At 63.5% G+C, this 25,524-nt stretch carries 20 protein-coding genes and 1 riboswitch; of the genes, 5 read left to right on the forward strand and 15 right to left on the reverse strand.

All coding sequences use genetic code 11. The features are described from left to right. Nucleotides 1-147: 147 nt before the first annotated feature. Nucleotides 148-1,704, reverse strand: a complete 1,557-nt coding sequence (locus tag LIX93_RS20255; protein ID WP_226505841.1) for a sigma 54-interacting transcriptional regulator — start codon at nt 1,702-1,704, stop codon at nt 148-150. Between the two features lie 164 nt (nt 1,705-1,868). Here LIX93_RS20255 and LIX93_RS20260 point away from each other — a divergent pair, with 164 nt between their 5' ends. Continuing rightward, complete coding sequence (locus tag LIX93_RS20260; RefSeq protein WP_226505842.1) at nt 1,869-2,213, forward strand: 4a-hydroxytetrahydrobiopterin dehydratase; 345 nt, start codon at nt 1,869-1,871, stop codon at nt 2,211-2,213. 20 nt (nt 2,214-2,233) lie between these two features. On the opposite strand, the gene LIX93_RS20265 is transcribed toward LIX93_RS20260, so the two are convergent. Then, nucleotides 2,234-4,105: an MFS transporter gene (locus tag LIX93_RS20265; RefSeq protein WP_226505843.1), complete on the reverse strand. Its 1,872-nt coding sequence runs from the start codon at nt 4,103-4,105 to the stop codon at nt 2,234-2,236. A 122-nt stretch (nt 4,106-4,227) separates the two neighbouring features. After that, entirely contained in the window at nt 4,228-5,448 is a 1,221-nt protein-coding gene (locus tag LIX93_RS20270) for an MFS transporter (protein ID WP_226505844.1), read from the reverse strand. Between the two features lie 93 nt (nt 5,449-5,541). Here LIX93_RS20270 and LIX93_RS20275 point away from each other — a divergent pair, with 93 nt between their 5' ends. Both LIX93_RS20275 and LIX93_RS20280 read left to right on the forward strand, forming a co-directional pair. Next, the gene (locus LIX93_RS20275) at nt 5,542-6,102 is read left to right on the forward strand and encodes a TetR/AcrR family transcriptional regulator (protein WP_226505845.1); all 561 of its coding nucleotides are present in this window, start codon (nt 5,542-5,544) and stop codon (nt 6,100-6,102) included. A 177-nt stretch (nt 6,103-6,279) separates the two neighbouring features. Then, nucleotides 6,280-9,750, forward strand: coding sequence for a PAS domain-containing hybrid sensor histidine kinase/response regulator (locus tag LIX93_RS20280; RefSeq protein ID WP_226505846.1), 3,471 nt, complete (start codon nt 6,280-6,282; stop codon nt 9,748-9,750). Here LIX93_RS20280 and rmuC read toward each other — a convergent pair. Beyond that, nucleotides 9,721-11,124 (reverse strand): DNA recombination protein RmuC, encoded by a 1,404-nt coding sequence (gene rmuC, locus LIX93_RS20285; RefSeq protein ID WP_226505976.1) that lies wholly within the window; start codon nt 11,122-11,124, stop codon nt 9,721-9,723. The genes LIX93_RS20280 and rmuC overlap by 30 nt on opposite strands. 1,247 nt (nt 11,125-12,371) lie before the next feature. Here rmuC and LIX93_RS20290 point away from each other — a divergent pair. Then, nucleotides 12,372-12,596, forward strand: coding sequence for a hypothetical protein (locus tag LIX93_RS20290; RefSeq protein ID WP_226505847.1), 225 nt, complete (start codon nt 12,372-12,374; stop codon nt 12,594-12,596). Nucleotides 12,597-13,169: 573 nt separating this feature from the next. Beyond that, a complete protein-coding gene (locus LIX93_RS20295) occupies nt 13,170-14,435 on the forward strand; it encodes an outer membrane protein transport protein (protein WP_226505848.1) in 1,266 nt (421 codons plus the stop codon). A 177-nt stretch (nt 14,436-14,612) separates the two neighbouring features. Here LIX93_RS20295 and LIX93_RS20300 read toward each other — a convergent pair whose 3' ends face one another. The 11 genes from LIX93_RS20300 to cobO form a co-directional block, all read right to left on the reverse strand. Further along, nucleotides 14,613-15,818 carry an MFS transporter gene (locus LIX93_RS20300; protein ID WP_226505849.1) on the reverse strand — a complete coding sequence of 402 codons (1,206 nt, stop codon included), beginning with the start codon at nt 15,816-15,818 and terminating at the stop codon, nt 14,613-14,615. Between the two features lie 217 nt (nt 15,819-16,035). Beyond that, nucleotides 16,036-16,755 carry an adenosylcobinamide-GDP ribazoletransferase gene (locus LIX93_RS20305; RefSeq protein ID WP_226505850.1) on the reverse strand — a complete coding sequence of 240 codons (720 nt, stop codon included), beginning with the start codon at nt 16,753-16,755 and terminating at the stop codon, nt 16,036-16,038. After that, nucleotides 16,755-17,330: an alpha-ribazole phosphatase family protein gene (cobC, locus tag LIX93_RS20310; RefSeq protein WP_226505851.1), complete on the reverse strand. Its 576-nt coding sequence runs from the start codon at nt 17,328-17,330 to the stop codon at nt 16,755-16,757. Before cobC ends, LIX93_RS20305 begins: the two co-directional genes overlap by 1 nt. Beyond that, entirely contained in the window at nt 17,327-18,382 is a 1,056-nt protein-coding gene (cobT, locus tag LIX93_RS20315; protein ID WP_226505852.1) for a nicotinate-nucleotide--dimethylbenzimidazole phosphoribosyltransferase, read from the reverse strand. The genes cobC and cobT overlap by 4 nt, the downstream gene beginning before the upstream one ends. Further along, nucleotides 18,382-18,900, reverse strand: a complete 519-nt coding sequence (gene cobU, locus LIX93_RS20320; protein WP_226505853.1) for a bifunctional adenosylcobinamide kinase/adenosylcobinamide-phosphate guanylyltransferase — start codon at nt 18,898-18,900, stop codon at nt 18,382-18,384. Before cobU ends, cobT begins: the two co-directional genes overlap by 1 nt. Nucleotide 18,901: 1 nt before the next feature. Continuing rightward, nucleotides 18,902-20,368, reverse strand: coding sequence for a cobyric acid synthase (locus tag LIX93_RS20325; RefSeq protein WP_226505854.1), 1,467 nt, complete (start codon nt 20,366-20,368; stop codon nt 18,902-18,904). After that, nucleotides 20,365-21,363, reverse strand: a complete 999-nt coding sequence (cobD, locus tag LIX93_RS20330; protein ID WP_226505855.1) for a threonine-phosphate decarboxylase CobD — start codon at nt 21,361-21,363, stop codon at nt 20,365-20,367. The genes LIX93_RS20325 and cobD overlap by 4 nt, the downstream gene beginning before the upstream one ends. Continuing rightward, on the reverse strand, nt 21,356-22,264 hold the full coding sequence (cbiB, locus tag LIX93_RS20335; protein WP_226505856.1) for an adenosylcobinamide-phosphate synthase CbiB: 909 nt from the start codon (nt 22,262-22,264) through the stop codon (nt 21,356-21,358). Before cbiB ends, cobD begins: the two co-directional genes overlap by 8 nt. Then, nucleotides 22,261-22,911 carry a 5,6-dimethylbenzimidazole synthase gene (bluB, locus tag LIX93_RS20340; RefSeq protein WP_226505857.1) on the reverse strand — a complete coding sequence of 217 codons (651 nt, stop codon included), beginning with the start codon at nt 22,909-22,911 and terminating at the stop codon, nt 22,261-22,263. Before bluB ends, cbiB begins: the two co-directional genes overlap by 4 nt. A gap of 117 nt (nt 22,912-23,028) precedes the next feature. Then, a complete protein-coding gene (locus LIX93_RS20345; protein WP_226505858.1) occupies nt 23,029-24,333 on the reverse strand; it encodes a cobyrinate a,c-diamide synthase in 1,305 nt (434 codons plus the stop codon). Beyond that, nucleotides 24,330-24,941, reverse strand: a complete 612-nt coding sequence (cobO, locus tag LIX93_RS20350; protein WP_226505859.1) for a cob(I)yrinic acid a,c-diamide adenosyltransferase — start codon at nt 24,939-24,941, stop codon at nt 24,330-24,332. Before cobO ends, LIX93_RS20345 begins: the two co-directional genes overlap by 4 nt. A gap of 132 nt (nt 24,942-25,073) precedes the next feature. Beyond that, nucleotides 25,074-25,300: riboswitch (cobalamin riboswitch) on the reverse strand. Nucleotides 25,301-25,524: the final 224 nt, after the last annotated feature.

A 25,524-nucleotide genomic window follows, 5' to 3' on the forward strand; every position in this document is an offset into this window, starting at 1 on the left:
GGTTCCTCAGCACAATCGTTGTTTTTGTATGGCCGTGTTGTAAGCCGGATCCCCGCTAAAGGCCATTCGACAATGGTAGTAAAACAAGGGTAGCCAATTATTCATGCGAGGGATGGGCGCGTAAAAGGTTCACCGCGGCCAATGCGTTCAATGCCCTTCGCTGACGCCATAGGCCCGCAGTTTGTTGGCGATGGTGGTATGGGAAACCCCCAGGCGTTTGCCCAGCGAGCGGCTGGTGCTGAAATCGCGATACAGGCGTTCGAGCACGGCCTTTTCGAAGCGCCCGACGATTTCGCCCAGGTCGCCATCCAGAGAAAACTCGCCGAGCGGCGGTTGCTCGCCGAAATCCGCCAGGCGCAAATGCTCGGCGCGGATCAAGCGCCCTGCGCTCAAGGCCACAGCCTGGAACAGCACGTCTTCGAGCTGGCGCACATTGCCTGGCCAGTGATACAGCCGCAGCCGGTCTTGCGCGCTGGGCAACAACGTCGGCAGCGGGCAGCCGATCTGATGGCTCGCCTGAGCCAGAAAATGCCGCTCCAGCTCGCCGAGGCCGTCCATGCAGTCGCGCAAGGGCGGAATATCCAGGGTCAGCACGCTGAGGCGCCGGTGCAGCTCCTGGCCGAATTCGCCCAGCTCGCTGCTGGCGGCCAGATCGATCTGGGTCGAACAGATAATGCGAACATCCAGCGCCACCTGCTCCTCGCTGCCGACCCGGCAGAACCAGCCCTGCTGCAGATAGCTGAGCAATTTGGCCTGCAGGCGCGGGCTCAACGCCCCGACGCCGTCAATCAACAGGCTGCCGCCGGCCGCCAGTTCCAACAGCCCGAGGCGGCCATCGCTGCGCGCGCCCTCGAACGCCGCCGGGCCGTAGCCGAACAGCTCGGTGTCGATCATCGGCTCCGACAAATCGGCGCAGTTGAGCACCATGAAGGGTGCCTGGGCCCGCGGACTGAGGAAATGGCAGGCGCGGGCGAGGAGTTTCTTGCCGGTGCCGGGCTCGCCACTGATCAGCAGCGGTGCATCGACCGTGGCCATGCGCTGCGCCGCTTCGACCACCGCCGTCAGAGCCCGCGAGCTGTGAAAGATACTGTCGAAACCATGTAGCTCGCGTTTGCGCACCTGATAGATGCCCTCGCCCACGTGATCGGCACGGTGCAGGGTCAGTACCGCACCGGCCAGGCTGTCTTCCTCGGCGACTGGTGCGTCCAGCGGGGCGATATCGGCCAGATAGGCGTCACCGCAGACGTTCATCCGCAGCCCCTGAACCGCCGAGGCGTTGGCGCCGAGCAGGTCCGGCAAGTGCGCAGCATCGGTGTAGTGCGACAGCTCCAGGCCATGCAGTTGATCGACAGGCACTTCGAGCATTTGCACCGCGGCACGATTGGCGGCGACGATGGCACCGTCGCGATCGATCGACAGCACCGGGTCGCGCAGCGCGCCCAGCAGGGTGTCAAGTTCGGTACGCTGGCGCTCGCTGGGCATCAGGTGCACGCTACGCAAGCTGATCACACCCGCCACAGCCGATAACGCTGCAGATATCGCCTGCAAACCGTCGCGCGTCAGTTGCGGGCAGCGCAGGTACAGCACGTCGTTGTTATTGCCTGCGACTTCGGTACGCGACACCTGGATATCCTGCGCAATCAGCAGGTCGAGGATGTCGCGCAGAATGCCGATTCGATTCTGGCAATGAACCTTGATTCGCATGGCCAATCCTTATTGTCATGAGGCACGCATCGAGCGATGGGCGAATGCGGGGAACCGTGTAAAGAATAGATGACAAAATTGACCGCTTGTCCGTTACGGTGATCGCCGGTCAGTGGATCTACCGTTCGTCGGCAACGCCGACTTCAACTACTCAGGAGTGCCCGATGACGACCCTCGACAAAGCCCGATGCGAACCCTGCCGCAGCGACTCCCCCCGCGTCGAAGCCGCCCAGTTGCCCGCCCTGCTGCGCCAGCTCCCCGGCTGGCAGGTAGAGAATCGGTACGGTATCGAACAACTGGAGAAGAGCTTCAGCTTCGAGAATTTTCGCCAGGCACTGGAATTTACCAATGCCGTGGGCGAACTGGCCGAAGCCGAAGATCACCACCCGGCGCTGCTGACCGAGTGGGGCAAGGTCACCGTGACCTGGTGGACCCATTCGATCAAGGGGCTGCACCGCAATGATTTCATCATGGCGGCGCGCACCGAGCAGGCTTTCGTGGAGCGCTGAATCACGCTGTGAGCGCGTCGCTAGCGAAGGTCGCCGCGCAACACCTGTACCTGTTCGCGCAAGCGCCCGGGCAGCAGCGCATCGGCCGCCGCCGGCTGCCCGGCGACCACCGTGACGTGCGACCACAGCCGACGGAACACGCCCTTGTTGGGGTCGCGACTGAAAAAACTGCCCCACAGCCCTTGCAGCGCCATGGGGATCACCGGCACCGGGCTGGACTTGAGAATAGTGGTGACGCCACCCTTGAACTCGTTGATTTCGCCGTCGGCCGTCAGCTTGCCCTCAGGGAAGATGCACACCAGTTCGCCCTGCGCCAGGTACGCCTGAATACGCGCGAATGCCTGCTCGTAAACCGCCAGGTCCTCACTGCGCCCGGCAATCGGGATCGCCCCGGCGGTGCGGAAGATGAAGTTGAGCACCGGCAGCCGGTAGATCTTGTAATACATCACGAAGCGAATCGGCCGCCGCACCGCACCACTGATCAGCAATGCATCGACGAACGACACATGGTTGCACACCAGCAGCGCCGCGCCCTCCTCCGGAATCAGTTCAAGACCGCGGTGCTCTACCCGGTACATCGAATGCCCGAGCAGCCAGATCAAAAAGCGCATGGTGAATTCCGGCACGATGCGGAAGATGTACACGCTGACCAGCACGTTGAGCAAAGACACCACAAGAAACAGCTGCGGGATCGACAGCTTGACCACGCTCAACAGCACGATCGAAACAATCGCCGACACCACCATGAACAGCGCGTTGAGAATGTTGTTGGCGGCAATCACCCGCGCCCGTTCATGCTCGGGGGTTCGCGACTGAATCAGTGCATACAGCGGCACGATATAGAAGCCACCGAACACCCCCAGGCCGAGGATATCGAACAACACCCACCAGGCCTGGCCGATCGCCAGGACTTGTGTCCAGCCCAAGGCCGTATCGCCAGGCGGGAAGCCGCCCGAATGCCACCACAGCAACAGGCCGAAGAAGGTCAGGCCGAAGGCGCCGAACGGCACCAGGCCGATCTCCACCTTGCGCCCGGACAGCCGCTCGCAGAGCATCGAGCCCAGGGCGATGCCGACCGAAAATACCGTGAGGATCAAGGTCACCACGGTTTCGTCGCCATCCATCCACTGCTTGGCATACGCGGGAATCTGGGTCAGGTAGATGGCCCCGACGAACCAGAACCACGAGTTGCCGACGATCGAGCGCGACACCGCCTTGGTCTGTCCCAGCCCCATGCGCAAGGTAGCGGCGGTCTGGGTGAAGATGTTCCACTTGATCTGCATGCCGGGCGTCGACGCCGCCGTGCGCGGAATCCCGCGGCTGGCCAGGTACCCCAGCGCGGCGATGGCGACGATGGCCACGCCGACGATAGGCTCGTAGTGGGAATTGGACATGATCACGCCGGCACTGATGGTGCCGGCCAGAATCGCCAGGAAGGTGCCCATTTCCACCAGGCCGTTGCCGCCGACCAGCTCTTCGGGCCGTAACGCCTGCGGCAGGATCGAATACTTGACCGGCCCGAACAGCGCCGAGTGGGTGCCCATGGCGAACAGCGCCAGAAGCATCATCCACAGATGGTTGAACATGAACCCAGTGGCGCCCACCGCCATGATCACGATTTCGGCGAGCTTGATCACCCGAATCAACTGGTCCTTGGGGTATTTCTCGCCCACCTGGCCGGCCAGCGCCGAAAACAGAAAGAACGGCAGGATGAACAGCATCGCGCACAGATTGACCCAAATGGAGCGGTCACCGTCGATGTTGAGCTTGTAGAGAATGGCGAGGATCAGCGATTGCTTGAAGACGTTATCGTTGAACGCGCCCAGCGATTGCGTCACGAAAAACGGCAGAAAACGCCGCTTGCCCAACAGACTGAATTGCGACTGGCTCATCGTCCCTGTACCTGTGTGGCGCCGAAGGTCGGCCGAATAAGGCCAAATGCGACTTAGCCTTATCGATTGGATTGCCGATGTCCACAAAAAGCCACAACAAACGCCGCATCACCGCATCACGATCATTGCGTCAGCGCAGCGGCCGCCGGCTTGCGCCACAGACCGAACAAGGCCAGCAGGCACAGGCAGATCAGGCCGATGGCATAACCGTCGCTGGTAGCGATCAGGCCGAAATGCTGCACGGCAAAGCCCGCGCACAAGGCCGGCAAGCAGAACGCCAGGTAGCTCAAGACATAAAAGGTCGCCATCAACCCTGCCCGTTCATGGGCCAGGGCCAAGGGCATGACACTGCGCACCGAGCCCAGAAAACCGCTGCCGAAACCGGCGCCCGCTACCACCGTGCCAATAAAGAACAGCAATACCCCGCCACTGTGCATGGCCAGCAGAATCAGCGCCGCACCTGCGGCCAGAAAACTCGCACCCAACACCAGGCTGCGCTGCGCTGAACCATGGCGCATCACCGCGATGGCCAGCGCACCGCTGAGCGTCATGGTGGCCACCAGAGCGCCGCCGAGCAGATTGGAGGTCGAGCCGGTGGCAGCGCGCACCAATGACGGCGCCAGGGACAGAAAGAACCCGCCCAGCGACCAGGTGGCCACATCCACCGGCAGCATCCGCAGCAAGGCCTGGCGCGCCTGCGGCGGCACACTCAGCGCCGGACGCAACGAAGCCAGCGCGCCAGGTTGCGGGCTGACGCTTTCGCGCAGGCGCCAGAGCAGCAGCACCTGCACCACGAAGCAGCCGAGCATGGCAATGTAGGACAACTGCAACGGCCACGGCGCATATTGCAGCAGCACGCTGGTGCCGAAGGCGCCCACCGCCATGCCGATCAAGGGCGACAGGCTGTTGATCAAGGGCCCCTTGTCGCGGTGATAATCGATCAAGGCCGCACCCAGCACGCTGGTGGCCATGCCGGTAGCGAACCCTTGCAGCAGGCGCGCGGCGATCAACCAGGCAACACTATCGGCATAGATGAACAGCAGCATCGCCGGAATTTCCAGGAGCAACGCCAGCAACAACACGGGCCGCCGGCCTAGGTAGTCGGACAGCGACCCTACGGTAAGCAATGCCAGCAGCAGGCTGAAGGCGTATACCGCGAATATCAACGTCAAGGTCGCGGAGGAAAATCCCCAGGCTTCCTGATACAAATGGTACAGCGGCGTCGGCGCGCTGGACGCCGCCAGAAAGCTCACCAGAATGAACGACAGATAGACCAGCGCCGTACGATCGGCAAACCCGCCGGACGCTGTCGTCGAAGATGAAGCAGTGGAATCAGCGGACATGTGCAGGCCCTCCCGTTAAAGCTACATTTTTGCGTTAAAGGAGTCTGTACCCCTCCCGAGCTTAAAGCAAACGCTTTGTGTTAAGGTCACGCCATGGCTATTAAAGAAGGTATTCGCACGGGGGGCCGCAGTGCCCGTGTACAGGAATCGATCCACGCGGCCGTGCGCGCACTGCTCGTCGAGCAGGATCGCGCATCCATCACCGTGCCGCAAATCGCCGCACGCGCGGGGGTCACGCCGTCGACCATCTATCGGCGCTGGGGCGACCTCACCGCGTTGCTGGCCGATGTCGCGGTGTCGCGCCTGCAACCGGACAGCGGCCCGCTCGACACCGGCTCGCTGCGCGGTGATCTGCTGGCCTGGGCCGAACAGTATCTTGACGAGATGAACTCCGAACCCGGCCGCAACATGGCCCGCGACATCGTCAGCAGTTGCAGCTCGGGCTATTGCACGACCATCTTGCGCGGCCAGCTGCAGGCGATCATCGACCGCGCCCGGGCCCGTGACGAGGTCGCCCCCGATGCGGATCGGCTGCTCGACCTGATCGTCGCGCCGATCCTCTTTCGCCTGCTGTTCGCCGAAGCGCCCGCCACCACGGAACATGTCCAAAGCCTGGTCGACAGCAGCCTTTCGACCTTGGTCGGCGCTGACTAAAAGCGGGCTGCATGGCAGACTGCGAGCGCGCAAATGACACGGATCCCTATGGTGAGGGGGCTCGCTCCCGAGGGGCCGGCTCTGCCATTGAGGGGCGTGTCAGGCTGGACCTCTCGGGAGCAAGCCCCCTTACATAGGGTAGCGCTCCTGCATTTCGTCATGATCTGGAGCCGATCGATGTCACTGTCCAGCGGGCTGATTGCTGCGGCCGCCCTGGTCTATATGGCCGTCATGCTTGCCATTGCCTCTTACGGTGACCGTCGCCGTGCACCGCTGCGCCCGCGTGTGCGGGCCTGGGTGTACAGCCTGTCGTTGGCCGTGTATTGCTCGAGCTGGACATTTTTCGGCGCCGTCGGCCAGGCCGCCGAGCAGCTCTGGTCATTCCTGCCGATCTACCTGGGCCCCTTGTTGCTGATGTTGCTGGCACCCTGGGTGCTGCAAAAAATGGTGCTGATCAGCAAACAGGAAAACATCACCTCCATTGCCGATTTCATCGCTGCGCGCTATGGCAAGTCCAACGCCCTGGCGGTGGCCGTGGCGCTGATCTGCCTGGTGGGTGTGCTGCCCTATATCGCCCTGCAACTCAAAGGCATCGTCCTGGGGATCAACCTGCTGATCGGCGAAGGCCCCGACGCTGCCGGCATCCACGTGCAAGACACCGCCATGGTGGTGTCGCTGGTGCTGGCGCTGTTTACCATCGCCTTTGGCACGCGTTCGCTGGACGTCACCGAACACCACCGCGGCATGATGCTGGCCGTCGCGTTCGAAGCCATCATCAAGCTGATAGCCTTCATCGCGGTGGGGGTCTTCGTCACCTACGGCCTGTACGATGGCTTTGGCGATCTTGTCACTCAGTCCATGCTGACCCCACGTCTGGCGACCTACTGGCAAGAGACGATCAATTGGCCCTCGATGGTGGTGCAGAGCGGCGTCGCCATGATGGCGATCATCTGTCTGCCGCGGCAATTTCACGTCACCGTGGTCGAGAACATCGAGCCGCAGGATCTGCGCCTGGCGCGCTGGGTATTCCCCGCGTACCTGGTGCTGGCCGGGCTGTTCGTGGTGCCCATCGCCCTGGCCGGGCAGATGCTGCTGCCCGCTTCGGTGATCCCTGACTCCTTCGTCATCAGCCTGCCCCTCGCTCTGGCGCACCCGGCGCTGGCGATGCTGGCCTTCATTGGCGGTGCGTCGGCGGCCGCCGGCATGGTCATCGTCGCCAGCGTGGCGCTGTCGACCATGGTCTCCAACGATATCCTGCTGCCGTGGCTGCTGCGCCGCCAGAATGCCGAGCGACCGTTCGAGCTGTTCCGGCACTGGATGCTGACCGTCAGGCGCGTCAGCATCGTGGTGATCATGCTGCTGGCGTATGTGAGTTACCGCTTGCTGGGCTCCACCACGAGCCTGGCGACCATCGGCCAGATCGCCTTCGCCGCCATCACCCAACTGGCACCGGCGATGATCGGCGCGCTGTACTGGAAACAAGCCAACCGCCGCGGCGTGGTGGCCGGACTGGCGGCCGGGGTGCTGCTGTGGTTCTACGCGCTGGTGCTGCCGCTGGTGGCCCACGGCCTGCAATTGCCGCTCTCGGCGTTTCCGGGCTTGAGCTGGCTGCACAGCAACCCGTGGAACCTGCCGCTTTCGCCCCTGACCCAAGGGGTGATGCTGTCGTTGGCGGGCAACTTCATTCTGTTCGTGTGGGTCTCGGTGCTGACCCGCACGCGGGTTTCCGAACACTGGCAGGCCGGGCGCTTCGTCGGCCAGCAACTCGCCTCGCGGCCCAACAGCCGTACCCTGCTGGCCGTACAGATCAAAGACTTGCTGCAACTCGCCGGGCGCTTTGTCGGCGAGGACCGCGCCAGGCAGAGTTTCATGCGCTTTGCCGGGCGCCAGAACAAACCCTTCAACCCCGCACAGAATGCCGACCGCGACTGGATCGCCCACACCGAGCGCCTGCTGGCCGGCACGCTGGGGACCTCGTCGACGCGGGCGGTGGTCAAGGCTGCTATCGAAGGCCGCGAGATGCAACTCGAGGACGTGGTGCGCATCGCCGACGAAGCCTCCGAGGTGCTGCAGTTCAACCGCGCGCTGCTACAAGGTGCGATTGAAAACATCAACCAGGGCATCAGCGTGGTCGACCAGTCACTGCGTCTGGTGGCCTGGAATCGGCGCTATCTGGAATTGTTCAACTACCCGGACGGCCTGATTGCCGTCGGCCGGCCGATCGCCGACATCATTCGCTTCAATGCCGAACGCGGTTTCTGCGGCCCCGGCGAGCCGGAGGTCCATGTCGCGCGGCGCCTGCACTGGATGCGCCAAGGCCGCGCGCACACCTCCGAACGGCCGTTCCCCAATGGCCAGGTGATCGAGCTGATCGGCAACCCGATGCCGGGCGGCGGCTTCGTCATGAGTTTCACCGACATCACCGCGTTCCGCGAAGCCGAACGCGCGCTCAAGCATGCCAATGAAGGCCTGGAGCAACGGGTGGCCGAACGCACCTTCGAGCTGTCCCAACTGAACGTCGCGTTGACCGAGGCCAAGGGGACTGCGGAGGCCGCCAACCAATCGAAAACCCGATTCCTTGCTGCCGTCGGCCATGATCTGATGCAACCGCTGAACGCCGCGCGCTTGTTTTCCTCCGCCCTCTCCCACCAGGGCGAAGAACTGTCCGCGCAGGCCCAGCAATTGGTGCAGCACATGGACAGCTCGCTGCGCTCGGCCGAAGATTTGATCAGCGATCTGCTGGATATCTCGCGCCTCGAAAACGGCAAGATCACCCCCGAGCGCAAGCCGTTCGTGGTCAACGAGCTGTTCGCCACCCTGGGCGTCGAGTTCCAGGCCCTGGCCCGCGAGCAGGGCCTGACGTTCAAGGTGCACGGCAGTCGCTTGCGCATCGACAGCGACCAGAAGCTGCTGCGGCGCATCCTGCAGAACTTCCTCACCAACGCCTATCGCTACGGCACAGGCACCGTGGTGCTGGGCGTGCGCCGCAAGGCCGGGCACTTGAGCCTTGAGGTGTGGGATCGCGGCCCGGGCATCGCAGCGGACAAGCTGCAAGTCATCTTTGAAGAGTTCAAGCGCCTGGACAGCCACCAGACCCGTGCCGAAAAAGGCCTGGGACTGGGACTGGCGATCGCCGATGGCCTGTGCCGTGTGCTCAACCATGAACTGCAAGTGCGTTCAAGGCCGGGCCGCGGCAGCGTGTTCAGCGTGCACGTGCCTTTGGCGGTGGACGCGCCCAGCGTGCCTGTCGCCCCCACCCGAACGGGAGACGCCCTGGGTGGCGCGCGGGTCCTGTGCGTCGACAACGAAGACAGCATCCTGATCGGCATGCAGAGCCTGCTCAGCCGTTGGGGGTGCCAGGTCTGGACGGCACGCAACCGCGACGAATGCCAGATCCTGTTCGCCGACGGCCTGCGTCCGCAGCTGGCACTGGTGGACTTTCACCTCGACGCCGGTGACACCGGTACCGAGCTCATGGCCTGGCTGCGCACCAGCCTGAACGAGCCGGTACCCGGCGTGGTGATCAGCGCCGACGGACGCCCGGAGACGCTCGCTCTGGTCAACGCCGCCGGGCTCGACTATCTGGCCAAACCGGTCAAGCCGGCGGCGTTACGGGCTTTACTCAACCGGTACTTGAGCCACACCTGACGGGGGCTGGGGTACGTCATCGGCGGCGGGTGCGTGCGCATCCTCCATGGCGCGCTCGAGCAGGTCGGCCGGCAGGCTCTTGCTGGCCCGCGCGCCGAGCAACTTCAATTGTTCGCTGCGGCTGACCAGGTTGCCGCGGCCCTCGGTGAGCTTGTTGCGCGCCGAGCTGTAGGCCTTGTCCAATTGCTGCAGGCGATTGCCGACCTCGTCCAGGTCCTGAATGAACAGCACGAACTTGTCGTACAGCCAACCGGCGCGCTCGGCAATCTCGCGGGCGTTCTGGCTTTGTCGCTCCTGCTTCCACAAGCTGTCGATCACCCGCAAGGTCGCCAGCAAGGTGGTCGGGCTGACAATCACGATCTGCCGGTCGAAGGCCTCCTGGAACAACCCCGGCTCGGCCTGCAGTGCTGCCGAAAAAGCGGCTTCGATCGGTACGAACAACAGCACGAAATCCAGGCTGTGCAAGCCTTCGAGGCGGTTGTAGTCCTTGCCTGAAAGGCCTTTGACGTGATTGCGCAACGACAGCACGTGCTGCTTGAGCGCCGCCTGGGACACCGCCGGGTCGTCGCTCGAAACATACTGCTGGTAGGCCGTGAGGCTCACCTTGGAGTCGACCACCACCTGCTTGTCGCCAGGCAGCATGATCAGCACATCCGGCTGGAAACGCTCGCCATCGGGGCCTTTGAGGCTGACCTGCGTCTGGTATTCGCGGCCTTTTTCCAGTCCGGCATGTTCGAGCACCCGCTCGAGGATCAACTCGCCCCAGTTGCCTTGGGTCTTCTGGCCCTTGAGCGCCTGGGTAAGGTTCTTTGCCTCGTCGCCCAGGCGCAGGTTGAGCTGCTGCAGGCGCTCCAGCTCCTTGGCCAACGAGAAACGCTCGCGGGCTTCCTGCTGATAGCTTTCTTCGACGCGCTTTTCGAAGGACTGGATGCGCTCCTTGAGCGGGTCGAGCAGTTGCCCCAGGCGCTGCTGGCTGGTCTCGGCGAAACGCTGCTCGCGCTCATCGAAAATCTTGCCCGCCAGCTCGGCGAATTGTGCGCGCAGTTCATCCCGCGAACCCTGCAGATCGGCAAGACGCTGCTGATGGCTTTCCTGCTGCTCGCGCAGTTCGGCGGTGAGCCCGGCACACTGGGCATCCAGACGCCGCACTTCGGCCTCCCGTGCGCTGCGCTCCAGTGACCAACCATGGGCCGCGTCGCGCGCGTTGTCACGGTCGATCTGCAACAGTTCGAGCTCGCGGGCCTGGGCTGCCAACGAGGATTGCTTGAGGGCATTGGCCTGGCTCAAGTCGCTGATTTCGTCACGGCTGCTTTCCAGTTGCACCGCCAGGCCATCCTGGGCCATTTGCGCCGTGGCCAGACGCTCGTCAAGCAGCGCCAGTTCACTTTGCGCCGCCATGACCCGCCGCTGCAGAGTCCACGCCAACGCCACACAGGGCACCACCGCTGCCAGCAGCCCCCACACCATACTGGTGATATCCACCGCCATAACCGCACCATCCACACATTGAAGGCGTCAGTCTGAGGCCGATGGCCCCCCCAGGCAAACCTGGCAGTCAGGTGGGCAGGCAGCGCCACAGGATGGCGCACGATCAGTAAGGCTGAAAAAAGGTTCTATCGATAGATTTTTTCTTTCGATACAGTTTTTTTTGCCATTCAGGAGGGGCTGTTTCAAGCGGCAGAAAATTGCCAGTTTGGCGTTGTGCACAACGGGAAAAGTCACTGCCCAGAATGATGCTACGGCGGCACCCGCGGTCTAGAGCAACCGCACGGGACAATCCACAGAAGCTGTGGATAACTCAGTGGACAACCCGCCCTCACGCCCCGCAAAGGCTTATGGAACGGGGCCTGCGGTCAAACTGTCGATTTTTTCACCAATTAAAAAAAGCGTTTTTTTTCATTGACTTAAATTTGCAAAAACGGTTAGCCCGGTGCGGAGCCGTTCTCGTTACCGCCAGGTGACACTTCAGACCGCAATGTGTACAACCGCCCTAAAGCAAGGCAACGGCACGCACCAATATCGTTCTGCGGGGTACTACTGTTGAAACATCCAGTCTATTACCGGGGGTATGCAAGGTTTCTCAAACGAGGCACACTGGTTGGCTGTTCGTCGGGTAGTTTTTGCTTGATTTCAAAAACGACTTGCGATAGGCACACTCGATCAGGTAGGCTTCTCCACAGTTAGTACCAAGCTGAAAGTCAATTTTGGCCGTCGCTGTCCTCCAGCCCCTTCTTCCGCCGCCTGCCAGCGCATTGTCGTTGCAGTCTCGCGAATCTCCGCGCTGAACCCAGGACCACCTCCGGCCTACACGATGGTTTCCAGGTAACCCCTGCCTCCGGCTTCACATGGATGAAGCACATCACGGAGCAGCCGCGTTATCCGGCAATACCAAGCCGCAGATTGATCAGGATATCCACCCAGGGCAATGGACCTTTTCCCTGACGTGTCGCCTGTCACCCCACGTACCGACCTGTCGCTTCGACTGCCATCACTTACCCCGGCGTCGCCCGACAGATTTGTTCCAGCCAGGTTCTTCGCACGGCCATTTGTGGTCGGCGTTTGCTGGAACGTTTTCGATTTGCGCGGATCCTATTCGCGTATTCAGCAGGAACACCCATAACATGACTCATACTTTTCATACTCAGGATGCTATCCGCACCCTCACCAACGCCTTTGCTCCACTGAACTGCCTGATCGGGGCAGCACGCAATGGTTGCTTCAGCTTCACTCTGGTCGACGAGCACGGCATCGCCCGCCGCAGCGAGCGCCTGTACCCTGAACAGTACGCCAGCGCCGAACCGCTGCAAGCGATCATCGACCGTACGCGTCAGGCGCTGGTTGCCTGACAGCGCCTCTCGAGCGCCCTTGGTTGTAAGGTGCAAGGCAACGCCTCGGCTGGCAAGCTGGGAGATTCGATGGTATTGGGCCAGCAGCATCAGTGATGATGCCAAGCCCCGACCACCCATCGAATACCCTTCGTAACAAGCCTTTACATCATCTTTCTCTGACTACACTCGAACATGAGCGGCAGGAGCCGCTTACAGGCGGGCCCCCGATCCATCGCTGCCAGGCGCCGGGCCCGCCGTTCTTTTGTCAGGGAAACGATCCCCCTGTTGAAACGCTTTGAATTGAATCAACCCGCGACTGCCCTCGGTCTTTGTGGGATCTTTTCGTGCGCCGACGAACCGGTGGGAGCCTGTTGATGACACCAATAATGAGTGACGCAAAAGTGAGCAAACAAACGTTTGATCATCACTGCTGCGTATCCATTGATGATGTTTCATTCAAGACACAAATAAAGCCCCCATGTTCGTCGGATTGTCCTACAAAACCGCTCTATCTCGTGCGATTCAGCCTATAGCGCTAATGTGAAAATGTTGGTAGTTTCGCCTTGGTGATCACCATGGAGTTCAACAATAATGAAAAAAGCAATGATCAAGACCAGCCTCAGTCTCGCAGTGACTCTTGCCTCCACTCAACTCTTCGCTTCCGGCTTCGCCCTGAACGAACAAAGCATCAGCGGTATGGGTGTCGGCTTCGCCGGCCGCTCCTCTTCCGCCGACGACGCCAGCACCGTGTACGGCAACCCTGCCGGCATGTCGCGGCTCAAGCGTGAACAGATCACCGTCGGCGCCGCGGCGGTCATCGCCAAGACCGACATTTCTGGAAGCAGCACCACCAACACCGGCAGTAACAACGGCGACATGGTTCCCGTTGTTGGTGTGCCCATGGGCTACTACGTCAAACCCATCGACGATCACTGGACAGTGGGTTTCGGCGTTTACGCCCCATTCGGCCTGAAGACCGAATACGAGAACGGCTTCCAGGGCCGCTACTTCGCCCATGACAGCAAAGTGCAGGTCGTCACCCTGCAGCCCACCGTCAGCTATGCCTTCAACGACAAGGTATCGATTGGTGGTGGCCCGACCTTCAACCGCATCGACGGCACCCTGACCTCGGCACTGCGCAACCCGCTGGGCGGCGCCGACGGCAAAGCCTCGATCAAGGGCGACGACACTGCAGTCGGCTACAACATCGGTATCCTGGTACAGGCGACAGACAAGACTCGTCTGGGCCTGGTCTACCACTCGATGGTCGACTACAAGCTCAAGGGCAGCACCAAGGTCAGCCTGGGTGCATTGAATCCTCTGCTGGGCAGCCGCGACTACGACGCCAGCCTGAACATCAAGACGCCAGAAAGCATCGACGCCTCCTTCACCCATGAGCTGACCGATCAGTGGACTCTCTATGGTGGCAGCACCTGGACGCGCTGGAGCCGACTGAAGGACATCACCGTCAACAATACCGGCAATCTCGGGGTCATTGGCGCAGGGCAGTTCGGTACCATCAGCGAACAGGAAAACTGGCACGACACCTGGTCTCATGCGGTTGGCGCTTCCTACAAGGTCAACAAGCAATGGACCCTGCGCACCGGCTTCTCGGTGGACCAGTCGCCCACCAACAACACCGATCGCTCGCCGCGCATTCCTACGGGCGACCGCATGGCGGTCAGCTTCGGCGCAGGCTGGTCGCCAACCGATGACGTGACCATCGACCTGGCATATTCCTACCTCAAGGAAGAGGCCGTTACCGTCGACCAGAGCAATCCTCGCAAAGGCACCTACGACGCTCGCTACCGCAACAGCGCCCACGGCCTGGGTGCCGGCCTGACTTATCGCTTCTGATAGTCATCGCTGACAAAAAACGCATCCTCGGATGCGTTTTTTTATGCCTGTCGATAGCACATCAGCACAGTGCGCCCAGTTGCATCAGCGCCATGCCGCTGTGCTGCCAACCCCACCAGACCAGCGCCAATGCGCTAGCGCCAGCGCAGCACAACAGCCACCGCAGCCCATGACGAATCATGCGGCTGCCATCTGCAAGCGGGCCACAGGGTGCTCACGCACGGGCCAGTTGAGCACCGCGGCGATCAGGCTGAGGGCAATGGATATCTGCCAGATCAGTGTATAGCTGCCGGTATGATCGTAAACCACTCCACCCAGCCAACCGCCCAGAAAAGCGCCCAACTGGTGGAACAGGAAGACGATACCGCCCAGCATCGACAGGTTGCGCACGCCGAACAGTGTCGCTACCGTGCCGTTGGTCAACGGAACAGTCGACAGCCACAGCAGGCCCATGGCGATACCGAACAGATAGGCACTGGTCACCGTCACCGGCGCCCATAGGAACAGGCTGATAACCACCGCCCGCAGCAGATACAGCCCCGCCAGCAAGCGCGGCTTGGAACGTCGACCGCCAAGCCAGCCGGCGATGTAGGTCCCGAATACGTTGAACAGGCCTACCAGCGCCAGCACGGTGGTACCGACCACGGCCGGCAGGTGCTGGTCGACCAGATAAGACGGCAAGTGCACGCCGATAAATACCACCTGGAAGCCACACACGAAGAAGCCCAGGGACAGCAGCCAGAAACCGCTATGGGAACAGGCCTCCTTGAGAGCCTCTTTGAGTGTCTGCTCGGTGCCGGCCACTGCGGGCGAAGGCTGGTCACGCAACATGGCCACCAGTGGCAGAATCAACGCGGCCAGCAGCCCCAGGACCAACAGGGCCCCCGACCAACCGAGCCAACTGATCAGGCCCAAGGTGCCCGGCAACATGGCGAACTGACCGAATGAACCTGCGGCAGCAGCGATCCCCATGGCCATGCTGCGTTTTTCCGCCGGGACGGCACGCCCCACCACACCCAGAATCACTGAAAATGAAGTCCCCGAAAGGCCGATGCCGATGAGTATCCCGGCGCTCAGGGACAGCGACCAGGCCGAGTCAGCCTGGGACATCAGCAACAACCCCGCCGCGTACAGCACGCCACCGGTCAGCACCGTGCGCCGTGCCCCGAAACGATCGGCCAAGGCTCCGGCAAACGGTTGCGCCAACCCCCACATCAGATTCTGCAGCGCAATAGCAAAGGCGAAAAGCTCCCTGCCCCAGCCAAACTGCGCGCTCATCGGCGCAAGGAACAGCCCGAAACCGTGGCGAATGCCCAGCGAAAGCGCCAGGATCAACGCGCTGCCGAGCAACACCCAGCCACAGCTGCGCCAAAGAGAAGTCATTATTGTTATCCCCAGCGAATAATTTGAAACATGGGTATATACCCGTATTGCATTAAAAGGCAAGTACCTTGCTTGCCACTGTCGAACTGTCTATAGCGGGGTTGCAGATGGCCTCTTCGCGGGCAAGCTTTGCACAGGTGTACCACTCAAGATCGACAAATACTGTGGCAGCAAAGACCCGTAGCATCAGCGCAGCGGCTGGATCAAACAGTCACCACTAAATGACGACGGCCAGCAGCGCAGCCAGCTCAAGCAGCTCCAACAGCGCCCCAGCGGTATCCCCCGTGGTGCCGCCCAACCGACGCACCATCAACTGCCGCAGCCAAAAGAACACCACGGCGGCAACGGCCAGCATACCTAGGCCCACCCAGTACCAACAGGCGATCCCACTCACCAGCAACACCGCGCGCCCCGCCGGCCGCGGCAGGTGATCGGCCAACGCCTGCCCCAATCCTCCCGCGCGTACATAAGGCGTACAAAGAAACAAACCCAGCAGACCCGCCCGCCCCACCACCGGCACCATCACCAACAACCCCACCTCACCGCGCTCGAGCAACACCACCAAGGCGCAAAACTTGAGCAGCAATACCAGCACCAGGGTCACCACCGCGATAGGGCCGCTGCGCGGGTCCTTCATGATCTCGAGGGTGCGCGCCCGGTCACCGAAACCACCCAGCCAGGCATCAGCACTGTCGGCCAGCCCATCCAGATGCAACGCTCCGCTCAGCAAGACCCAGGCACTGAGCAACAGCGCCGCTTGCAACATCGGCGGCGTGGCGCCCAGCGCCAGGTGCAGCAACCACAGCAGCCCGCCAAACAGCAGCCCCACCAAGGGGTAGCACAGCAACGAGCGACCCATGGCCTGGGGTGACGGCATGCCAGGCAAGGTCACCGGCAGGCTGCTGAGAAACTGCAAGGCAATCCAGAACGGCAACATCACATTGGCTCACGCAAAATGCCGCCCGCTTCGATCTGCAGCGCCATCAACGCGCCGTGGCGCACCTCCACTTGCAGTAACTGCTCGCGCGGCAGGCCGCGGGCCTGAGCCAGCAGCAGACGCATCACCCCACCATGGGTGATCAGCAGCAAGCGCTGTCCGGCGTAGGCTTGATACAAGCGGTCGATGGCGGCCAACACACGCTCGCGAAACGCCAGCACCGGCTCGCCCCCGGGTGGTGTGAAGCTGTAGGGATCGCTCCAGAACAGCCCCAGACCGCGCTCGTCGGTCTCCATCAACTGCGCCGGGCTGTGGCACTCCCAAGCGCCGAAATGCAGCTCCTGCAGATCCTTTTCGTACACCAGCGGCAGTTCGAGTGCCTGCATCAACGACTCGGCGTAACGCGCGCAGCGCTGCAAGGGCGAGGTCACGATCGCGTCCCAGGGCCCCTTCGCCAGCACCGCATCACGCATCTGCCCCCAGCCCCGCGCGGTCAGGGCATCGTCGGTGCTGCCGCGCAAGCCGCCGCCCTGTTCGGTCTCGCCATGACGCAGCATATCCAGCCACAGTGTCATGCTGGCCGATCCGCCACGGCCGCCTCGGCGAAAGTCGCCATCTGCCCGTGGGTGGCACAGGCCAGGCGCAGCAGCGGAACCGCCAGCGCCGCACCACTGCCCTCGCCCAGACGCAGGCCCAGCTCCAGCAATGGCTGCGCTTGCAGTGCAGCCAAGGTAATCCGATGGCCGGGTTCTGCGCCGCGATGACCGAACAGCAGCCAGTCACGGCAGCCCGGATTGAGACGCACGGCCACCAACGCCGCCACTGTGCAGATGAAACCATCCACCAACACCGGCAGACCTTCCTGCGCGCAGGCCAGATAAGCCCCGGCCAATGCGGCCACTTCGAATCCGCCAAAACACAACAGCTGGGTCAGCGGGTCCTTGCCCTGCAACTGGTGCAGGTCCAAGGCCCGCTGCAGCACCTGCGCCTTGTGGCTCACGCCCTTGGCATCGAGCCCGGTACCGGGGCCGGTCAGGTCACTGACCGGGCACTGCAACATCACGCTGGCCAAGGCGCTGGCTGCGGAGGTGTTGCCAATGCCCATTTCGCCACCGATGAACAGCTGCGCCCCCGCCGCCAGCGCCCGCCCAACGCTGTCGCGCCCGGCTTGCAGGGCCAACATGCCCTGTGCTCCGGTCATCGCCGGGGTATGCGCGAAGTTGGCGGTACCGGCACCGATGTGCAGGTGCCGCACGCCAGGCAGGTCTTCGGTCAGTGTCGCGGTGCCCAGGTCGACCACTTCGAGCTGCGCATCCAGTTGCCCGGCGAGCACGCTGATGGCCGCGCCACCGCTGACGAAGTTGAGCAGCATCTGCGCCGTCACTTCTTGCGGGAACGGCGACACGCCTTCAGCGACGATGCCATGGTCACCGGCAAAGATACTGATCCAGACCTGATCGACCCGCGGCTTGAGGCGCCCCTGCAGCCCGGCAAGCTGCACCGCGACCTGTTCCAGCTGGCCCAGAGAGCCGGCCGGCTTGGTCAATTGCCGCTGGCGTTCCAGGGCTTGTTGCTGGATCGCTTGATCCACGGGCTGGCAAGGCAGCAGCCACCAGTGTTGACTCATTATCGGGTTCCTTTGAGGGTCAGGGGCAAGCCGGCCACGGTCAGCACCACGCGCTCGCAGCGCTCGGCCAGGGCCTGGTGCAACCAGCCGGCTTCATCGACGTATCGGCGGGTCAACTCGCCCAAGGGTACAACCCCAAGGCCGGTCTCGTTACTGACAAAAATGATGTCGCCGGGCAACTCGGGCAGCACGCGCAACAGCGCGTCGCGCTCGACAGCCAGGCGCGCGCTGTCTTCGAGCATCAACAGGTTGGTGAGCCACAGCGTCAGGCAATCGACCAGCAAGCAGCGGCCCGATGCGGCATGGCGCAGCAAGGTATCGGCCAGGGCCAAGGGCTCTTCCACCAGGCCCCAATGGGTCGGGCGACGCTCGCGGTGCACACGCACGCGCTGGTCCATCTCGCCGTCCAGCGGCTGACTGGTGGCTATATAGGTCACCGCCAGGGCGCTATCGTCTGCCAGTTGTTCCGCCAATCGGCTTTTACCCGAGCGGGCACCGCCGAGAATCAATTGCTGCATGTCAAACAGGCTCCTGGGCCAGGCCGCACAAGGTGCGCAACAGGCGCGTATCCAGATGACGCTCCACCAGATCGGCGAGGCGTTCGATATCGGTTTCGCGCAGGGCATGGTAATCGACGCTCTGCACGGCCTCCAGCCCTGCCCAGCGCAACAACGCCACGGACGACGCCGAGGACTCGAACAGGCCATGCAGGTAGGTGCACAGAATCTGCCCGTCGCGGCTGATGGCGCCATCATCGCGGCCATCGTCGAGCTGCACCGCCGGGCGCTCAAGGGCAGGCCCCGAGGTCACGCCGGCATGGATTTCATAGCCACTGACGGCAGCGTCTTCAAGCTGCAGCCGGCCACTGACGTTGCGCAGTTGTTTCTCGGCCGCCAGATCGGTGCTGAACGCCAGCAGACCCAGGCCGGGGCTAGACCCCGCCGGCCCTTCGAGCCCGAGCGGATCATGCAGGTGCTCGCCGAGCATCTGCAGGCCGCCGCAAATGCCCAGCAACTTGCCGCCATAGCGAAGATGCCGATCGATGGCCGTGGCCCAGCCTTGACTGCGTAGATAGGCCAGGTCGCTGCGCACGCTCTTGGAGCCCGGCAGGATGATCAGATCCGCCGCCGGGATCGTCTCGCCAGGGCCGATGAACTGCAGGTCGACCTGCGGGTGCAGGCGCAACGGGTCGAAATCGGTGTGATTGCTGATCCGCGGCAGCACCGGCACTATGACTTTGAGCACTTGCTGCGCCTTGGCCGTCTGCCGCCGATCGAGGCCGTCCTCGGCTTCCAGATGCAGGTCCATCACATAGGGCAGCACGCCGACCACCGGTTTGCCGGTGCGCTGTTCGAGCCAGTCGAGGCCGGGCTGGAGCAACGCGATGTCACCGCGAAAGCGGTTGATGATGAAACCCTTGACCCGTGCCTGCTCGCTGGGCGACAGCAGTTCCAGCGTGCCGACCAGATGGGCGAAGACCCCGCCACGGTTGATGTCGGCGATCAGCAGCACGTCGCAATCGACGGCTTCGGCGAAGCCCATGTTGGCGATGTCGCCGGCACGCAGGTTGATCTCCGCAGGCGAACCCGCGCCCTCTACCATCACCACCGGCCAGGCGGCGCTCAAACGCTCGTGCGAGGCCAGCACTGCCTGCATGGCCACAGCCTTGTAGTCGTGATAGGCCACGGCATTCATGGTGGTGACCGCGCGGCCATGGATGATCACCTGGGCGCCGGTGTCGCTGTTGGGTTTGAGCAGCACCGGGTTCATGTCGGTGTGCGGCGCCAGCCCGGCGGCCTGGGCCTGCACCGCCTGGGCCCGGCCGATTTCGCCCCCCTCGGCGGTAACGGCGCTGTTGAGCGCCATGTTCTGCGGTTTGAACGGCACCACGCCGACGCCCTGGCGTTTCAACCAGCGGCACAGCGCGGTGACCAAGGTACTTTTACCGGCATCGGAGGTGGTGCCCTGCACCATCACTGTGGTCATGAAACGACCTCTGTCTGACGATAGGCCGTGAGCGCCGCCTCCAGCCGCTGCCAGTCGGCCTCGACCGCTGGCAGGCCGAAGCGCAGGCTGCTGTTGTGCGCGAACAGCCGCACGAGGATGCTGCGTTCGGCCAGAAAGTCGTGCAGCGGCGCCGCGTGCTCGGTGATCAGCCACTGGAACAGCGCGCAGCCGCCCTGGGGTTGCAAGCCGGCATCGCTCAACAGCCGCACCAGGCGCTCGCTGGCCAGTGCGCAACGAGCCCGTTGCACCGCTTGGGTGGTGCGATCTTCAAGGCACGCCAGGCCCACGGCGCGGATCGGCCCGCCAACAGCCCAGGGCCCGACCTGCTCGGCCAGCAGACGCAGGAGTTTGCTCTCGGCCAGCGCAAAGCCCAGCCGTGCACCGGCCAGGCCGAAAAACTTGCCGAACGAGCGCAGCACGATGAGGCCTGGACGACTGGTGTAACGGCTGATACTGAAAGCGGCCGTAGGGTCCATGAAAGCTTCGTCGACCACCAGCCAGCCACCGCGCTGGCTCAAGCGCTGGTGCCATTCCAGCAGGCGCTCGGGCGGCACCAGGCGGCCGGTGGGATTGTTGGGATTGACCAGCACCAGCACATCGAGGCCATCGAGGTAATAGTCGACTTCGGCCTCGCGGATCTCGCGCACCAGATGCCCGCCGCGTCGCCAGGCCTCGGCGTGCTCGGCGTAACAAGGCGACAGGACACCGACCTTGCCGACCTTGCGCAGGCGCGGCAGCAACTGGATGGCCGCTTGCGAGCCGGGCACCGGCAGCACTTGCGGCGCGTCGTAATAGGCGCAGGCCGCCGCCTCGAGGCCGTCATCGGTCTCGGGCAGCCGCGCCCAGGCGTGCATATCGATTGCCGGCACGGTAAACGGCCAAGGGGCGATGCCGGTAGACAGGTCCAGCCAGTGCTCTTGCGCAACACCGTATTGCCGAGCGGCGGCGCGCAGGCGCCCTCCATGTTCAAGCATGCACATAGTCTCCCACGCAGAGCAGCAGTAACCACAGCCAGACGCCCCGTTGCACCAGAGCCCAGCCGCGGTCGATGGACCCGGCATCGGCCGCCGGGCCTGCGCCGAGTATGGCGCGTTCGTGCAGTTCACCGTGATAGATCGCCGGGCCACCGAGTTCGACGCCCAGCGCGCCGGCACCCGCAGCCATCACCGGCCCGGCGTTCGGGCTGTCCCAGTGTGGCGCCTGACTGCGCCAGCACCGCCAGGCCAGGCGGGACTTGCCGAGCAGGGTGTAGGTCAACGCCACCAATCGCGCCGGAATGTAGTTGAGCACATCATCGATGCGCGCCGCCGCCCAGCCAAAGCGCTCGAAGCGCTCGTTGCGATAGCCCCACATCGCGTCGAGGGTATTGCTCAAGCGGTACAGCACCACCCCGGGCACACCGGCCACCACGAACCAGAAGATGGCCGCGAACACCGCGTCGCTGCCGTTTTCCAGCACCGACTCGGTCGCCGCACGGGCAACCGCGCTGGCGTCGAGTTCGTCGGTCTGGCGGCTGACCAGATAGCCCACACGGCGCCGCGCCTCAGGCAGATCATCGCTGCGCAGCGCCTGAGCCACAGGAGCAACGTGCTCGCCCAGGCTGCGCAGCCCGAGGGCGCAGTACAGCGCCAGCACGGCGACCCCTTCGCCGATCCAGGGCAGACTCGCCAGCCAACTGGCGATCAGCGTGATCGGCACTACCGCCAGCACCCAGGCAGTCACACCGTGACTGCGCCAACCGCGCCCGCCACTGTTGAAGCGCCGCTCCAGGCGATTGGCCAGATTACCGAAGGCCACCAGCGGGTGCGCCCGCCGCGGCTCGCCGAGCAAGGCATCGAGGGCCACGCCCGCGACGGTCAACAGGGCAATGCTCATGACGTGTGTCCCCACTGGTTCTCGAACAGCATCTCGCTCAACGGTTGTTCGCTGCGCCAGCCTTCCATCACCAGCATCGGTGCCGGATAAAAGCTTTCTACCGGACCCAGGCACAGCACCGCCAGCGGCTTGGCACCCGCGGGCAAGTGCAACAGATCGGCCAGCGCCTGGGGTTCGAACACCGAGACCCAGCCCATGCCCAGGCCTTCGACGCGCGCCGCCAGCCACAGGTTCTGGATAGCGCAGGAAAGCGACGCGAGGTCCATTTCCGGCAAGGTCCGGCGCCCGAACACATGGGCGTCGCGGCCATCCATCAAGGCGGCGACCAGTACTTCGGCGCACTCGTCGATGCCCTCGACCTTGAGCTTCATGAATTCGTCAGAACGCTCGCCGAGGGCTTCGGCAGTGCGCAGGCGTTCAGCCTCCACCAGCGCCTTGATCTGCGTGCGCAGGGCCGGGTCGGTGATACGGATGAAACGCCAAGGCTGCATCAGGCCGACGCTGGGCGCGTGATGAGCAGCCGCCAGCACCCGCGCCAGCAGCTCGGGAGCCACCTGGCCACCGGCGAAATGGCGCATGTCGCGGCGCTCGGCGATGGCGCGGTAGACCGCTGCGCGCTCGGCGTCGGAGAAGGCGTTATCAGTCATGTTGTCTCAGTAAACCTGTAGCGAGGGGGCTTGCCCCCGAAAATATTTCGGCAATTGCGGTGCGCCTGATCGGGCCTGTCGGGGCAAGCCCCCTCGCTACAACGGTAATCGAGATCATCAAGCGGATGTCGGCGCGAACAACGCCGCGACAGCCTGCGGGTTCGACGGGAAATAGAAGTGCACGTAAGACGCCGTCATCCGCCCGATTCGATACACCGCTTCGGCGCCGCGCCCGCCATTGGGGCTGATGCCACGGGCGATGGGCTGGCATTCACTGCTGGTCAATGAATGATGATAGGTATGGCCGCGCAGCGACCCCTCCGGCAGCTCTACCGTTTGCAGCGCAAGCGCCGCCAGGCGTTTTTGCATCACCGCCTCACCGCTCAAGAGCCCCACCAGGGGCGCGCGGACGCCTTCTACATCGGTCAGGGCGTCGAGCAGATAGAGCATGCCGCCACACTCCGCAAGCATGGGCTTGTCGGCCGCATGGTGGGCGCGGATGCCCTTGAGCACGCCATGGTTTTCAGCCAGTGCGAGGTGATGCAGTTCAGGGTAGCCGCCGGGCAGATAGAGGCTGTCGCAGGCGGGCAGTTCGCCGTCGTGGATGGGTGAGAAGAACACCAGCTCGGCGCCCATGGCCCGCAGCAAATCAAGACTGGCGCCGTAGGTAAAGGCGAACGCTTCGTCATGGGCCACCGCAATGCGCACGCCCGCCAGCAGCGGTTCGGCCGCCACCAGGGTGGGCGCAGCAAACCTTACCGGCGGCGGCAGCGCCACTTCGCAACTGCCGCCAAGGGCCTCGGCGGCAGCGTCCAGGCGCGCATCCAGGTCATTCAGCTCGCTGGCCTGCACCAGTCCCAGATGACGGCTGGGCAGCTCGATTGCCAGGTCCCGGGACAACGCACCGTACCAGCGCAGGCCTTCGGTCAGGCTGTTTTCCAGCAGCTGCGCGTGGCGCAAAGTGCCGACCCGATTGGCCAGCACGCCCGCGAACGGCAGATCAGCCTGGTAACGGGCCAGGCCCAGCGCCAGGGCGCCGAACGTCTGGGCCATGGCCGTGCCATCGATCACCGCCAGCACCGGCACGCCGAAATGCCGCGCCAGATCGGCGCTCGACGGCGTGCCGTCGAACAGCCCCATCACGCCTTCGATCAGGATCAGATCAGCTTCGGCAGCAGCTTCCCACAACAGCCGGCGGCTCTCGTCGGCGCCCACCATCCACAGGTCAAGCTGGTACACCGGGGCACCACTGGCGCGTTCGAGGATCATCGGATCGAGAAAATCCGGTCCGCACTTGAATACCCGCACCTTGCGCCCCTGATTGCGATGCAAGCGCGCCAGGGCGGCAGTGACCGTGGTCTTGCCCTGCCCCGAGGCGGGGGCGGCGATCAATACCGCTGGGCATTGACGGGCCTGATTCACAGTTCGACGCCCTTCTGCGCGCCGATACCGGACTGAAACGCGTGCTTGAGCATACCCATCTCGGTGACGGTGTCGCCCAGCTCGATCATCTCCGGCTTGGCACCGCGACCGGTGACGATCACGTGCTGCATGGCCGGGCGCGCTTGCAGGTCGCTGAGCACACGGTCAAGGTCGAGGTAGCCGTGCTTGAGGGCGATGTTCAATTCATCGAGCACCACGAAGTGAATGGCCGGGTCCTGGAGCATCTGCAGGGACACCTCCCAGGCAGCTTCGGCTGCGGCGATATCGCGCTGGCGGTCCTGAGTTTCCCAGGTGAAGCCCTCGCCCATGACGTGGTAGCGCACCTGCTCGGGGAAGCGGCGGAAGAACAATTCTTCCCCGGTGCTGTTGCGGCCCTTGATGAACTGCACCACACCGCATTGCATGCCGTGGCCCATGGCACGGGCCAGCATGCCGAACGCCGAACTGCTCTTGCCTTTGCCATTGCCGGTCAGCACCAGCAGGAGGCCACAGGCATTGGGCGCGTTGGCGATACGCTCGTCGATCACGGCTTTTTTACGCAGCATGCGCGCGATATGGCGCTCGTCGCGCTCGATGGATTCAGTCATGGCAGCCTCCGCTACTGGTGCACGCAGACGGCATCGACGCACGAACGGTGCCCGCGCCGCCCGTGTCGAGGACAGGGCGCGCGGGCGGCTCGCAGAATATCGTCGATGCCGCTCTCACCCGCGCGACAGTCAATTGAATAAAAGCGTCCAGGCCGGTCTCCGGGCTCATGAGCGGGGCAATCACACCCAGGCGGCGCGCCTTCCCGAACCCCGAAGGACCAGTGGCGACGTGCGCGGCCTTGACTCATTTACCGTTGCGGGGGCAGCGCCGGAATCGCGAGGCTATGCTCGCTCACCGGCTTCCCTGTTTCACTCGACCCGCCTTGGGGCGGCCGAGCACCTGAAACACGCCGCGAAGGTTAGAGGGTTGGCGGGTAAGCGTCAAATGAAGCCGCTGGGTGGGACGGGAGCATACGGTGAAGCAATTGGCCCCTTCGCGAGCAAGCTTTGCTCCCACGGTACACAGTTACAGCGTCGTACACCTGTGAGCGCCAGGCTTGCCCGCAAAGGGGCCAATCTGGCGCGCTCACATTCACCGGAACCTACACCGCGATCAATACCTCTACCGCTCAAGCGCAGCATG

Origin of the sequence: Pseudomonas sp. MWU16-30317 (assembly GCF_020515695.1) — a bacterium.
Classification (GTDB): domain Bacteria; phylum Pseudomonadota; class Gammaproteobacteria; order Pseudomonadales; family Pseudomonadaceae; genus Aquipseudomonas.

Excerpts from the sequence above, each read along its gene's own strand:
- LIX93_RS20255 (WP_226505841.1), bottom strand. The coding sequence starts at position 1,704 with ATGCGAATCAAGGTTCATTGCCAGAATCGAATCGGCATTCTGCGCGAC.
- LIX93_RS20260 (WP_226505842.1), top strand. The coding sequence starts at position 1,869 with ATGACGACCCTCGACAAAGCCCGATGCGAACCCTGCCGCAGCGACTCC.
- LIX93_RS20265 (WP_226505843.1), bottom strand. The coding sequence starts at position 4,105 with ATGAGCCAGTCGCAATTCAGTCTGTTGGGCAAGCGGCGTTTTCTGCCG.
- LIX93_RS20270 (WP_226505844.1), bottom strand. The coding sequence starts at position 5,448 with ATGTCCGCTGATTCCACTGCTTCATCTTCGACGACAGCGTCCGGCGGG.
- LIX93_RS20275 (WP_226505845.1), top strand. The coding sequence starts at position 5,542 with ATGGCTATTAAAGAAGGTATTCGCACGGGGGGCCGCAGTGCCCGTGTA.
- LIX93_RS20280 (WP_226505846.1), top strand. The coding sequence starts at position 6,280 with ATGTCACTGTCCAGCGGGCTGATTGCTGCGGCCGCCCTGGTCTATATG.
- LIX93_RS20290 (WP_226505847.1), top strand. The coding sequence starts at position 12,372 with ATGACTCATACTTTTCATACTCAGGATGCTATCCGCACCCTCACCAAC.
- LIX93_RS20295 (WP_226505848.1), top strand. The coding sequence starts at position 13,170 with ATGAAAAAAGCAATGATCAAGACCAGCCTCAGTCTCGCAGTGACTCTT.
- LIX93_RS20300 (WP_226505849.1), bottom strand. The coding sequence starts at position 15,818 with ATGACTTCTCTTTGGCGCAGCTGTGGCTGGGTGTTGCTCGGCAGCGCG.
- LIX93_RS20305 (WP_226505850.1), bottom strand. The coding sequence starts at position 16,755 with ATGTTGCCGTTCTGGATTGCCTTGCAGTTTCTCAGCAGCCTGCCGGTG.
- cobC (WP_226505851.1), bottom strand. The coding sequence starts at position 17,330 with ATGACACTGTGGCTGGATATGCTGCGTCATGGCGAGACCGAACAGGGC.
- cobT (WP_226505852.1), bottom strand. The coding sequence starts at position 18,382 with ATGAGTCAACACTGGTGGCTGCTGCCTTGCCAGCCCGTGGATCAAGCG.
- cobU (WP_226505853.1), bottom strand. The coding sequence starts at position 18,900 with ATGCAGCAATTGATTCTCGGCGGTGCCCGCTCGGGTAAAAGCCGATTG.
- LIX93_RS20325 (WP_226505854.1), bottom strand. The coding sequence starts at position 20,368 with ATGACCACAGTGATGGTGCAGGGCACCACCTCCGATGCCGGTAAAAGT.
- cobD (WP_226505855.1), bottom strand. The coding sequence starts at position 21,363 with ATGCTTGAACATGGAGGGCGCCTGCGCGCCGCCGCTCGGCAATACGGT.
- cbiB (WP_226505856.1), bottom strand. The coding sequence starts at position 22,264 with ATGAGCATTGCCCTGTTGACCGTCGCGGGCGTGGCCCTCGATGCCTTG.
- bluB (WP_226505857.1), bottom strand. The coding sequence starts at position 22,911 with ATGACTGATAACGCCTTCTCCGACGCCGAGCGCGCAGCGGTCTACCGC.
- cobO (WP_226505859.1), bottom strand. The coding sequence starts at position 24,941 with ATGACTGAATCCATCGAGCGCGACGAGCGCCATATCGCGCGCATGCTG.